Annotated in this window: 11 protein-coding genes; 1 reads left to right on the top strand and 10 read right to left on the bottom strand. The window is 71.3% G+C overall.

Annotated elements, in window-relative coordinates; all coding sequences use genetic code 11:
- Positions 1-189: 189 nt before the first annotated feature.
- From ACH4SP_RS41295 to mshD, 9 genes are all read right to left on the bottom strand, one after another.
- A complete protein-coding gene (locus tag ACH4SP_RS41295) occupies positions 190-681 on the bottom strand; it encodes an NUDIX hydrolase (RefSeq protein WP_398423439.1) in 492 nt (163 codons plus the stop codon).
- Positions 678-1,766 carry a CHAD domain-containing protein gene (locus ACH4SP_RS41290; RefSeq protein ID WP_398423437.1) on the bottom strand — a complete coding sequence of 363 codons (1,089 nt, stop codon included), beginning with the start codon at positions 1,764-1,766 and terminating at the stop codon, positions 678-680. Before ACH4SP_RS41290 ends, ACH4SP_RS41295 begins: the two co-directional genes overlap by 4 nt.
- Positions 1,767-1,866: 100 nt before the next feature.
- Positions 1,867-4,287, bottom strand: a complete 2,421-nt coding sequence (locus ACH4SP_RS41285) for an RNA degradosome polyphosphate kinase (RefSeq protein ID WP_398423435.1) — start codon at positions 4,285-4,287, stop codon at positions 1,867-1,869.
- A 633-nt stretch (positions 4,288-4,920) separates the two neighbouring features.
- A complete protein-coding gene (locus ACH4SP_RS41280; RefSeq protein ID WP_398423433.1) occupies positions 4,921-5,895 on the bottom strand; it encodes an ABC transporter permease in 975 nt (324 codons plus the stop codon).
- Positions 5,892-6,608 carry a hypothetical protein gene (locus ACH4SP_RS41275; RefSeq protein WP_398423431.1) on the bottom strand — a complete coding sequence of 239 codons (717 nt, stop codon included), beginning with the start codon at positions 6,606-6,608 and terminating at the stop codon, positions 5,892-5,894. The genes ACH4SP_RS41280 and ACH4SP_RS41275 overlap by 4 nt, the downstream gene beginning before the upstream one ends.
- Positions 6,605-7,555 (bottom strand): ABC transporter permease, encoded by a 951-nt coding sequence (locus tag ACH4SP_RS41270; RefSeq protein ID WP_398423429.1) that lies wholly within the window; start codon positions 7,553-7,555, stop codon positions 6,605-6,607. Before ACH4SP_RS41270 ends, ACH4SP_RS41275 begins: the two co-directional genes overlap by 4 nt.
- Complete coding sequence (locus ACH4SP_RS41265; RefSeq protein WP_398423427.1) at positions 7,552-8,481, bottom strand: ABC transporter ATP-binding protein; 930 nt, start codon at positions 8,479-8,481, stop codon at positions 7,552-7,554. Before ACH4SP_RS41265 ends, ACH4SP_RS41270 begins: the two co-directional genes overlap by 4 nt.
- Entirely contained in the window at positions 8,478-8,882 is a 405-nt protein-coding gene (locus tag ACH4SP_RS41260; protein ID WP_398423503.1) for a GntR family transcriptional regulator, read from the bottom strand. Before ACH4SP_RS41260 ends, ACH4SP_RS41265 begins: the two co-directional genes overlap by 4 nt.
- Before the next feature lie 97 nt (positions 8,883-8,979).
- Positions 8,980-9,927 (bottom strand): mycothiol synthase, encoded by a 948-nt coding sequence (mshD, locus tag ACH4SP_RS41255; protein WP_398423425.1) that lies wholly within the window; start codon positions 9,925-9,927, stop codon positions 8,980-8,982.
- Positions 9,928-10,094: 167 nt separating this feature from the next.
- Here mshD and ACH4SP_RS41250 point away from each other — a divergent pair, with 167 nt between their 5' ends.
- The gene (locus ACH4SP_RS41250) at positions 10,095-11,930 is read left to right on the top strand and encodes a bifunctional metallophosphatase/5'-nucleotidase (protein ID WP_398423423.1); all 1,836 of its coding nucleotides are present in this window, start codon (positions 10,095-10,097) and stop codon (positions 11,928-11,930) included.
- A gap of 65 nt (positions 11,931-11,995) precedes the next feature.
- Here ACH4SP_RS41250 and ACH4SP_RS41245 read toward each other — a convergent pair whose 3' ends face one another.
- Positions 11,996-12,190, bottom strand: a complete 195-nt coding sequence (locus ACH4SP_RS41245) for a DUF397 domain-containing protein (RefSeq protein ID WP_398423421.1) — start codon at positions 12,188-12,190, stop codon at positions 11,996-11,998.
- Positions 12,191-12,210: the final 20 nt, after the last annotated feature.

Genomic DNA, 12,210 nt, shown 5'->3' with positions numbered 1-12,210 from the left:
TCAGGTGAAGCGGCCTACGGGGGAGAGTGAACGCGAGGTGAACCGTGGCGGGCGGTGGAGTGTCAGCGCACGCCGGGGAGCGCGCGTCGGGGAGCGGGCGCCGCACGGCTCGCGCCGGTGGGGGCTGGTGTTCCGGGCTGCGCCCGGTGCACGGACTGCGTCCGTGCGTCCTCAGACTCCCCCAAGGTCTTAAAGACCAGGGAGGTGCCCCCTCGACGGGCTGCTGCGCAGCACGCCCAGCAGGGCGGGTATCAGCTCGCGGTCGCGGCGTTCGGTGAGGCGGTTTCCGGCCGCGACCGGGGGCAGCCAGAGGATCCGGTCCACCTCGTCGCCGGGGACGAAGGCGCCGCCGGTGGACTCGGCCGCCCAGTAGTCGACCTTCTTGGGGCGGCCGCCCACGACGTATCGCACGGAGGGGAGCCTGGCCCCCGGCCGGCAGTGGTGCCCGGTCTCCTCCAGCACCTCGCGCAGCGCACCGGTCAGCGGGTCCTCGCCGCGCTTGAGCTTGCCCTTGGGGTGCGACCAGTCGTCGTACCGCGGCCGGTGGACGAGACAGACCTCGATCTCACCGTCGTACGGGGCGCGGCGCCAGAGGACGCAGCCGGCGGCGAGGATCGTGCCGCCCTTGCTCGTACGGCTGCCTGTGCGGCTGCCCGTGCGGCTGCCTGTCGGTTCGCTCATCCGCGGACCACCCCCGTCGTCTCCGTCGCCTCCACCGTGCGCCGCCACTGCCGCTGGAAGGCGAAGCGGGCCGCTTCCACCTCGTGGCGCTGTTCGGAGTGGAGTACCCCGAGCGCGTACGCCGTAGCGGGTGCGATGCGGGCGGTACGGGCCGAGGCCGCTGCCGCCGATGCCGCTTCCGCCGCGTCGCGGTGCAGGTCCAGGGTGCGGCTCGCCTCGGCGAGTGCGGTGGTGTCGCGGCCGGTGACCTCCTGGGCGTACCGGTGCAGGCGCAGCAGGAGACGGACCTGGTGCCAGGGGGAGTCCTGGCCCTCGTGGACGGCCTCCGAGTTGTACGGGCGGGCCGCGCGCCCCAGCGGAAGGGCGGCCACCGCTTCGGTCAGCCGGTGTTCGGCGAGGGCCGCGTACGGGGCGGGGTCGCCCGGTTCGACCGGCGCGTCGGATGCGAGCAGGGCGACGGCGTCGGCGATCGCGTGGAAGCGGGAGGAACCGAGGGCCTGGAGGGCCGCGGAGTGGGCGCGGGTCCTGGCCAGGGTGAGCTGCCGCTCCAGGAGGGCCCCGGCACGGGCGATGCCGAGGGCGGCCTCGTGGGAGGGAGCGGGGGCGGAAGCCTGTGAGGGGGCCTGGGCAGTGGCCTGGGCGGAGGCCTGTGGGGGAGCCTGGGCCGAGGCCTGCGCGGGCGTCTGGGCGGAGGCGGTTTCGCGGGGCGGGAGGGCCCCGTTCCCCCTCGCCGTCGGCAGGACGGTCGGTGCGCCCAGTCGCTGCAGCGCGTCCAGCAGCCGTTCCAACCGCTCGGTGTACGCGTGCTCGCGCGCCAACGTCCCCGAGAGCCAGGCGAGTTCGGCCCGCAGCGGGTCCGCCCAGCCGCGGTCGGTCAGGGGCCGGAAGGTGTGCAGCGCGCCGCCGATCCGCCGCGCCGAACGCCGCATGTCGAGCGTGGAGCGCGCCGACCGGTCCTGGTCGGTGGCGTCCGAGCTCTCCCGGTGGCGGCGCAGCGCCCGCAGGAACTCGGCGGCCTGCGTGTGCAGATAGGAGGCGAGGAGGTCGCCCTCCGCCCTCGTGGGGGGAGCGCCCTCCCCTCTCATGGGCGGTGTGCCCTCTGTCCTCATGAGAGAGCCGCCCTCGGTGAGCGGGGCGCCCTCTCCCCTCGTAAGAGGTGCGGGGTGGTGGTGTGTCGTGAGTGGCTCATGGCGTGGCACGTCGGCGCCTCCGGGCGTCGATCAGCATTTCCTGTACGTGGCGCAAGGGGTGTCCGTCCGCATCCGTGGAGTGGCGGGTCCAGTTGCCGTCCGGGCCGAGGTGCCAGGAGGCCGTGGTGTCCGACATCCCGGTCTCCAGCATTCGGCTCAGTGCCGCGCGGTGCGCCGGGTCGGTGACCCGTACCAGCGCCTCTATGCGGCGGTCGAGATTGCGGTGCATCATGTCGGCGCTGCCGAACCAGACTTCGGGCTCGCCGCCGTTGCCGAAGGAGAAGACCCGGGAGTGTTCGAGGAAGCGGCCGAGGATCGAGCGGACCCGGATGTTCTCGGAGAGTCCGGGGACCCCGGGCCGTACGGCACAGATCCCGCGCACCCACACGTCCACCGGCACACCGGCCTGGGACGCCCGGTACAGCGCGTCGATGACGGCTTCGTCGACCATCGAGTTGACCTTGACGCGGACGTACGCGGGGCGGCCCGCCAGATGGTGGGTGACCTCTTTGTTGATGCGTGAGACCAGGCCGTCGCGAAGGGACTTGGGGGCGACGAGCAGTCGGCGGTAGGTCTCGCGGCGCGAGTACCCGGAGAGCCGGTTGAAGAGGTCGGAGAGGTCCGCGCCGACCTGCGGGTCGGTGGTCAGCAGGCCCAGGTCCTCGTACAGCCGGGCGGTCTTGGGGTGGTAGTTCCCCGTCCCCACGTGGCTGTAACGGCGCAGGAGTTCGCCCTCCTGCCGTACGACGAGCGACAGCTTGCAGTGCGTCTTCAGCCCGACGAGCCCGTAGACGACGTGGCAGCCCGCCTCCTCCAGCTTCCGCGCCCACTTGATGTTGGCCTGCTCGTCGAAGCGGGCCTTGATCTCGACCAGGACGAGGACCTGCTTGCCGGACTCGGCCGCGTCGATCAGCGCGTCCACTATCGGCGAGTCGCCCGAAGTCCGGTACAGCGTCTGCTTGATGGCGAGTACGTCGGGGTCGGCGGCCGCCTGTTCGAGGAAGAGCTGCACGGACGTCGAGAAGGAGTCGTACGGGTGGTGCAGGAGCACGTCGCGCTCGCGCAGGGCGGCGAAGATGTCCGGCGCGGACGCCGACTCGACCTCGGCGAGGTCCCGGTGCGTGCCCGCGATGAAGCGCGGGAACTTCAGCTCGGGCCGGTCGAGGCGCGCGATGCCGAAGAGCCCGGTGAGGTCCAGCGGTCCGGGGAGCGGATACACCTCCGCGTCCGAGACCTTCAACTCCCGTACGAGCAGGTCGAGTACGTACGGATCGATGGACTCCTCGACCTCAAGGCGCACCGGCGGCCCGAAGCGCCGCCGCATCAGCTCCTTCTCCAGCGCCTTGAGGAGGTTCTCGGCGTCGTCCTCCTCCACCTCCAGGTCCTCGTTGCGGGTGACCCGGAACATGTGGTGCGCCAGCACCTCCATACCGGGGAAGAGCTCTTCGAGGTGGGCGGCGATGACGTCTTCGAGCGGTACGTACCGCTCGGGCGAGGCCTCCAGGAAGCGCGACAGCAGCGGCGGCACCTTCACCCGGGCGAAGTGGCGGTGACCGCTGACCGGATTGCGCACGACGACGGCCAGGTTCAGGGACAGGCCGGAGATGTACGGGAAGGGGTGCGCCGGGTCGACGGCCAGCGGCGTCAGCACCGGGAAGATCTGCTGCCGGAAGAGCGTGAAGAGGCGAGCCTGCTCCTTCTCGGTCAGATCCGGCCAGCGGATGAGGTGCACCCCCTCGTCGGCGAGGGCGGGCGAGACGTCCTGCTGGAAACAGGCGGCGTGCCGGGCCATGAGCTCGCGGGAGCGCGTCCAGATCAGATCCAGCACCTCGCGCGGCTGCAGCCCGGACGCGGAGCGCGTCGCCACCCCGGTCGCGATCCGCCGCTTCAGGCCGGCCACGCGCACCATGAAGAACTCGTCGAGGTTGCTGGCGAAGATCGCCAGGAAATTAGCCCGTTCGAGGAGGGGCGTCGCCGGATCCTCGGCCAGCTCCAGCACCCGCTCGTTGAAGGCGAGCCAGCTGCGCTCCCGGTCGAGGAAGCGGCCCTGGGGCAGGGGCACCCGCGTACCGTCGCCGTACTCCTCCTCGCCGTCCCCCTCCCTCTCCTCCTCCACATACGTGTCGAGGTCCGAGTCGAGGTCGGGGTCGAGCCCGGGGGAGGGCGCCGCCGCGAGGCTGTGCGTGCGGTGCGCGGCTATGGAAGCGACGGAGGGCTGCGCGGCCTGGGCGGGCTGGGAGTGCTGCACGGGGACGTCTGCGCCGGGTCCGCCACCGGCACCGCCGACACTGCCGGTGCTGTGGGCGCTGCTGCTGGGCTGCGACTGCTGGCTCATGGCCCCATTCTTCCGCGCGGGACCCTCGGCGGGCGCGCCGAAATAGAGGGCGGCGGGCGGAGAGTGCACGGGGGGTCGCATTGAGCGAGGGTCGCAAGCGTGTCTGAATCGGGGGTTACGGGGAGGTGGCGCCTGGGGGATCGGGGGCTTGCAGACATCTCAGCCGGACCGCATCCACTCAGCCCGTCGAGGGGGTACCCCCTGGTCCTTAGGACCTTGGGGGAGCTTGAGGACGCGCGGGCAACCTCAGCCCGTCCGGCGTTTGAGGACGCGCGGCGCAGCCGTGCACCGGGCGAAGCCCGGGAGGCCCACCCCCACCGGCGCCGGCCGTGCCGCCCCCCAGCCCCGCGGCGAGCGGTTTAGGTGAAGGGGCGGGGAGGGGCAGCGCCGCAGGCAACCCGCACTACCCACCGTCCCACACCACTCATCGCCCTGCCCCGCGCCCCGCGCCAAGCGCCCCGCGCCAAGCGCCCCGCGCCCCGCGCCAAGCGTCCCGCGCCAAGCGTCCCGCGCCAAGCGTCCCGCGCCAAGCGTCCCGCCCCGCGCCAAGCGTCCTGCCCCGCGCCAAGCGCCCCGCGCCAAGCGTCCTGCCCCGCGCCAAGCGTCCCGCCCCGCGCCAAGCGCCCTGCCCCGCGCCCCGCGCCAAGCGCCCCGCGCCAAGCGCCGCGCCCCGCGCCAAGCGCCGCGCCCCGCGCCCCGCGCCCCGGCTGCCGCCTACCCGTGCATCCTCCGCAGCACCCGGAACGACACCCACACCGCCCCCGCCGCCAGCACCACCAGGATCCCCGTCTCCACCACCTGAAGCACCCAGAAGTGCGACTCGGGATGGAAGTCCACGTACCGCTGCGTCGCCCCGCGCCCCGTCATGCAGTCCTGGAAGGTCGTCTGCTGAGGGGACTTCTCGATGGCCCGGAAGCACGTCTCCGCATCGAGCCGCTCGCCGGACGCCGTCTGCCAGCCCGCGCCGATCTCCATGGCGTGCGCGTCGACGCTCAGGTCCACCCCGATGTCGGCCGGTCCGAGGCGGGTCACGGCCGGCCACAGGTACCCGCGCACGCTGCTGACGGCCAGCATCACCGCACCCGTGGCGAGGCCCGCCGCCCCCATGGCGAGCGCCGTGCGCCGCACCAGCAGACCGGCCAGCGCGCCGAGTGCGATGCTCAGGACCGCGTACCCGACGAGGGCCGGGCCCAGCGGCACGAACACGGTCGGGTCGTACCAGGGGAAGCGGTCGTGGCCGCCCCCGGCGAACGGCTCCCGCAGCACCCGGTAGAGGACTCCGAGCACCACGGTCGCCGCCACCGCCCCCACCAGCGGCGGCGCGAGCCTCGCCGTCAGCCAGCGGGCCGGGGAGACGGACTGCGTCCAGGCGGTCTTGTACGTTCCCGTCTCCAGCTCGCGGGCCACGAGCGGCCCCGCGACGAACATGCCGACGGCGAACGGGACGAGCAGGAGGACGATGCTGCCGTGGTCGGCGAGCTCCATGAGGAAGGCGTTGGCCCGCTCGAAGGAGGCCGAGTCGGGCCCGGACGGGGCAGGCGGCGTGTTCCCCCGCCACCCGCGCGCGCCGACCGTCACCAGGGCCGCCAGCGCGACCAGTGCTCCGGCGGTCCACACCGCCCGCCGGTTCTGCCGCAGTACCACCTGGACGGGAGCGGGCAGGAGCACCGTTCTCGTCGATCCGCTCATGGAGCATCCCCCCGGGAGATGCGCCGAAGGAGCAGAAAGGCGACAGCCACCGCCATGACCGAGCACACCAACAGGGGCACGGTCAGGGTGAGTTGATCCCTCAACGTGCTCGTCGGCTGGGACCGCATCAGCACCAGGGTGAAGGCGAGGGCGAGTGCCGTCACCGTCATCGCGCCGCTCGTGTGCCGCACCAGCAGCCCGGCCAGCGCACCGACGGCGACGGCCAGCAGGGCGTAGGCGTACGGCGCCGTCGCGAAGACCGGTTCACCGGCCCTCGTCCCCTCCGCCCCCACCCACCACAGCAGTACGGACAGCGGGACCGTCAGCCCGAGCAGTACTCCAGCCGCCACGACCAGCTTCGCCGTCAGCCAGCGGGCCGGGGTCACCGACTGCGTCCAGGCCATCTTGTACGTGCCCGACACCAGCTCGTCCGCGACCATCGGCCCCGCCACCAGCACCCCGCCGAGCGGCGGAAGTGCGATGCGCATCGCTTCGGCGGCGGTGAACGCCCAGCTGTGGTCCGCCTGTTGCGGCCCCGACCACACCAGCGCGCCGACCGCCAGCACTGTGACGAGGACGGTCAGGATCACGGCGACCCGCAGCGCCGCCCGGTGCTGGTGCAGCACGTGCCGGTACGGGACGAACCGGCGCGGTGCGCCGCCCGGTACGGCACCTGACGCGGTCCACTGCCGTGCGGCAGCCGGCGCGCTCATGACGCACTGCCCGCGTGCCGCTTGCCCAGCACCCGGAAGGCGACCGCGACCGCGAGGCCGGCGAGCACCAGCAGGATGCCCGTCTCGACGAGCTGGATCGGCCAGAAGTGGGACGGCGGGTGGACGTCCGCGAAGTACGTCACCCCGCCCTTGCCCGCCATGCACTGCTCGAACGTCATGCCGACGCCCTCGGGACCCCAGCACGTCTCGCTGAGGATGCGGGTCCCGTCCGAGGTGAGCATCCCCTCCGCGAAGTCCCACACGCCGACGGTGTTCACCACATCGATCGGCGTCTTCGACACGAGGGACTGCACCGGCCACAGCAGCTCCCGCAGCCAGAGCACGAAGGCCGACTGGACGACGAAGACGATCAGAACGGTCACCATCATCGCGGGCACCGTCCGGCGCACCAGCAGCCCCACGAGCGTGCCGACGCCGATGCCCAGTGCGCACTGGGCGACCGCGACCGGGCCGAGCATCTCGTAGGCGCTGTCGTGCCAGCTGAAGATCATGGCGCCCTTTTCCAGGCTGTTCCTGGCCGTACGGAACGCCATCACCAGGACGGTCGTCCCGGTCAGCGTCACCGCGGTGGCGAGAGTCAGCCTGGCGGCCAGCCAGCGGGCCGGGGAGACGGACTGGGTCCACAGCCAGGAGTACGTCCCCGTCTCCAGCTCACGGGCCACCAGCGGGCCCGCGACGAACGCGCCGACCAGGGCGGGCAGCAGCGCCAGTGGTGTGATGGCACGGTGGAGCAGCATGGACAGGCCGGTGTCGGCGCCCTGGGAGACGGAGCCCTTCGGGTCGGTGCCCAGGGCGATCAGCAGGCCGGTCACGAGCAGTGCGGACACCAGCACCACGATCGTGAACACCTTTGCCGTGGTGCGGTGTTGGCGTGCGGCGACCCAGTGCGGGCCGCGCAGCGGAGGGAGGATCGTCAGGGCGCTCACGCGGCGGCTCCCGTGGTGCGGACGGCCTTCGCGGAGGTGAGGTCGCGCGGCTCGGCGCTCGGCGTGAGCAGCGGGGGCACCTCGGGCGACCGCATGTGGGCGAGCAGCAGCTCTTCGAGCGTCGGCTCGATGACCTCCCAGTCACCCCTGATGGGCCCCTCGCGCCGTACCAGCGCGGTCATGTGACGGCCGGTCACCTTGGACTCGACGACGGTCAGGTCGGCGTCGAGCTCGGCCACGGGGCCCGACAGCAGCGCATGCGCGGACAGCAGCTCTTCGGTCTCGCCGCCGAGGCGCACCCGGCCGTGCTCCATGAGGAACAAGTAGTCGCAGGCGCCTTCGAGTTCGGCCAGGATGTGGGACGAGATGACGACGGTGGTGCCGCTCTCGCCGGCCTCGGCGAGCAGGTTGCCCATCAGCTGGTGGCGGGCGAGCGGGTCCAGGTCGGCCATCGGCTCGTCGAGGAGCAGCAGGTCGGGCTGCTTGCCGAGGCAGAGGGCGAGGGCGACGCGGGTGCGCTGGCCGCCGGAGAGCTCGCGGACCTTGGCGGAGAGGTCGAGATTGCCGTCCGCGACGATCCGTTCCGCACGCGCGTCGTTCCACCGCCCCGGGTTCAGCTCGCGCCCCATGCGCAGGGTCTCCCCGATGGTGAACTGCGGGTACAGCGGCTTCTCCTGTGCGAGGAAGGCGATGTGCTCACGGGCCTCGCCCGGGACCTTCCCCATCACCCGCACCTCGCCCTCGCTGGGCCGGACAAGACCGGCGAGCTGCCCCAACAGCGTTGACTTTCCTGCCCCGTTGGGCCCGACGAGCGCACAGATCCGGCCCTGCGGCAGCCGGAACGAGCAGTCCTGCACCGCCCGCTTCCCCAGTCGTCCGTACCTCTTGCCGAGGCCGACGGCCTCGATCGCGGCAGTCGTCGTCATGCCTGCTCCCCTTCGCTTGCGGTGCGGTAGATCTCGTCCAGTACGGAAGTGATGAGCGCGGACACGTCCTCCCGGTCCATCCCGGAGGTACGGGCGCGCTTCCCCCACTCCTTCAGCTCGTCGCGCAGTGGCCCCGATTCGGCGGGCTGCACGGCCCCCAGGGACCGGGTCACGAAGGTCCCCATCCCGCGCCTGGCCTCCACCAGGCCCTCCCGTTCCAGCTCGCGGTAGGCCTTGAGCACGGTGTTCGGGTTGATGGCCGTGGCCTCCACCACCGCGCGGGCGGTGGGGAGTTGGTCGCCGGGCTCCAGCAGTCCGAGCCGCAGGGCGTGCTTGGTCTGCTGCACGATCTGGAGGTAGGTGGCGACGCCACTGCGCCGGTCGATGCGGTAATCGACCATCACGCTCACCCCCCTTTCACTAATCAAGTAGTGAAAGGGTGATCCAAAGAAGGGCCGGTGTCAATCGACACCGGCCCTTCGGGTGAATCCGAGGGTGTTACGACTCGGTTCGGTACATCAAGTCCGTTTCGTACGTGGTGAAGCCGAGGCGCTCGTAGACGGTGACGGCCGCGATGTTGTCGGCGTCGACGTACAGCGAGGCGGTCGGCAGGCCCTCGGCGGCGAGGTGCCGGAGCCCGGTCGCGGTGAGCGCCTTGCCGAGGCCGCCGCCCTGCGCGCCGGGCGCGATCCCGACGACGTACACCTCACCGAGCTGTTCGGCGCGGTGCACCTTGGTCCAGTGGAAGCCGACGAGCTCCCGGCCCTCCCCGCTCTCCCCGCCCTTCTCGGCGAGGAAGAACCCCTTCGGGTCGAACCAGTCCTCGCCCATCCGGTCGTCGAGGTCGCGCTGCGTCAGCGAACCCTGCTCGGGGTGGTGCGCGAAGGCGGCCGCGTTCACGGCCAGCCAGGCGGCGTCGTCCTGTCCTGGCACGAAGGTCCGGACGGTGACGCCCTCGGGGTAGGTCGGCTCGGGAACGTCCAGCGGGCTCAACGGCCGCCGCAGCTGCCGCAGTTCACGGAACATCGTCAGCCCCAGCACCTGCGCGAGGTGGCGCGCCGCCGACTTCCCGCCGTGCGCCCAGACCCGCAGCCGCCGACCGGAAGCCTCAAGCAGTGCGTCACCGAGGGCCCGCCCGTGCCCCTTCCCGCGCTTCTCGGGATGTACGACGAGCTCGGCGGCCGGCGCCTCGACGGGATCGGTGTCCTCCAGCTGGGCGTACCCGAGGAGGCCACCGGATTCGGGATCGCTGAGCAGGAAGTGCCGTACGCCCTCCCGCCTGCCGCCCCGCAGCTGAAGCCGCCCCTGCTCGGAAACGGCCTGCACGCCGTCGGAGCGGGCGGCATGGGCAAGGAGATCGAGTACCTGCGCGGCCTGTTCCTCGGTGAGGGCGTCGAGGACCGTCAGGCGGTGGCCGGGGGTGGGGAGGGGTGCGTCGCTCGTCATGGGGTCGAGGGTACGGGGGCGGGATCGAACGGGTGGCTTCTGCACAAACACTGACGTGCAGCCAACGGAAACCACCTCGTAACCCGTCACCCCCTGTTGCGCTACGCGCGTTGACTTTAGGCTGCCGAACGCAGCCCCACCTTCACGCTGAACTCACAAGGGGACAGATGTCAGCGAACCCTCGTCCGAACCGCACCGCCCGGCGGTTCCTCGTCGCCGCAGCAGGTCTCACCACCGTCGGCGCCCTCGTCGCCGCGATGCCCGCGTCCGCGAACGGCCACGGCGGCGGCAACGGGAACGGCCCCGGCCACCCGAAGCCGTCCTCCCGCACCGTCGACGTGCAGCTCCTCTCCTTCAACGACCTGCACGGCAACCTGGAGCCCCCGGCCGGTTCCTCGGGCAAGGTCGGCACCGTCGACGCCGGCGGCGCCGAGCACCTCGCGACCAGCCTCCGCAAGGCTCGCGCGGGCAAGAAGTACTCGGTCACGGCCGCCGCGGGCGACATGATCGGCGGCAGCCCCATGCTCTCCGGGCTCTTCCACGACGAGCCCACCGTCGAAGCCCTGAACAAGATGAAGCTCGACGTGACGTCCGTCGGCAACCACGAGTTCGACGAGGGCTCCGCCGAGCTCCTCCGCATCCAGAACGGCGGCTGCCACCCCACCGAGGGCTGCTACGAGAAGGACAAGAAGGGCAAGCCCAAGAAGTTCAAGGGCGCCGACTTCCCGTACCTCTCCGCGAACGTCACCAAGGAGAAGACCGGCAAGCCGCTCCTCAAGCCGTACACGGTCTGGAAGAAGAACGGCGTCAAGATCGGCTTCATCGGCGTCACGCTGGAGAACACCCCGGGCGTCGTCACGGCCAACGGCGTCAAGGGCCTCAAGTTCCACGACGAGATAGAGACCGTCAACAAGTACGCCAAGGAGCTCGACCGGCAGGGCGTGAAGTCCATCGTCGCGCTCATCCACGAGGGCGGCGCCCCCGCCTCCAGCGCGTACGACTACAACTGCGACAGCCCCGGCCCCGGCGACGGCATCTCGGGTCCGATCACCGCCATCGCCAAGGGCATCAGCCCCAAGGTCGACGCGCTGGTCACCGGCCACACCCACCAGTCGTACGTCTGCACCATCCCCGACCCGGCGGGCAACCCCCGCCTGGTGACCTCCGCCGCCTCCTTCGGCAAGGTCTACACGGAGACGACGCTCACCTACGACCGCCGTACCAAGGACATCGTCCGTACGACGGCCAAGTCGCCGGCCTCGCGCAACTACATCGTCACCCGTGACCAGCCCGAGCGGAAGAAGCTGGGCAAGGACATGCGGGACCTGATCGAGCGCTGGAACGTCCTCGCCGCGCCGATCGCCAACCGCCCCCAGGGCTACATCTCCGCCGACATCAACGGGCGTGGCTCGACGGCGTACGAGAAGCCGCTCGGCGACCTGATAGCCGACGCGCAGCAGCAGGGCCTGTCCGCCGCCGACAAGGGCGGCGCCCAGCTTGCCCTGATGAACCCGGGCGGCATCCGCTCCGACCTCGTCTTCAAGGCGTCAGGCGCCGAAGGCGACGGGGTCGTGACGTACGGTGAAGCCTTCACCGTCCAGCCCTTCACCAACCTCATGAACGTCGTCGACCTGACCGGCGCCGACCTCATCGCAGCCCTGAAGCAGCAGGTCAGCGGCGCGAACGAGGCCTCCCCGAAGATCCTCCAGATCTCCAAGGGCCTCACCTACACGCTCGACCTGACGAAGAAGGGCGCCGACCGCGTCGACGCCGCGACCATCAAGCTCAACGGCACGGCCATCGACCCGGCGAAGACCTACCGCGTCGCGATGAACGAGTTCCTGGCGGGCGGTGGCGACAACTTCCCCGCCCTCGCCCTCGGCAAGAACAAGCTGAACGCGGCCTCCGACCTGGACGTCTTCAACGCCTACCTGGCCGCGAACTCCACCGCCGACAAGCCGATCGCACCGCCGGCGGCGGACCGGATCACGGTCGTCAAGTAAGCGGTATGGGTACGTAGTTGGGGCGGTGGTCCCGGGGATTCCCCGGGGCCACCGCCCTCAATCGTTCACGCGCCGTGCTTCACGACATGTACGAAGTCGGCCCACGCGTGGTGGCTGAAGCTCAGGACGGGGCTGTCGGCGCGCTTGCTGTCCCGTACGGGCACGGTGCCCGGGAAGCCGTCACCGACCTCGACGCACTGACCGTTTCCGCTGCTGTAACTACTGGTGCGCCAGCGTGATTTGGGTGAACTGTGCTGCACTCGATACACCGGCCTTCTGG

Origin of the sequence: Streptomyces sp. NPDC021093 (assembly GCF_044333135.1) — a bacterium.
In the GTDB taxonomy this organism is placed as follows: domain Bacteria; phylum Actinomycetota; class Actinomycetes; order Streptomycetales; family Streptomycetaceae; genus Streptomyces.
The sequence above is the reverse complement of the archived record's forward strand: the minus strand, read 5'-3'. Positions and strand labels throughout refer to the sequence as shown.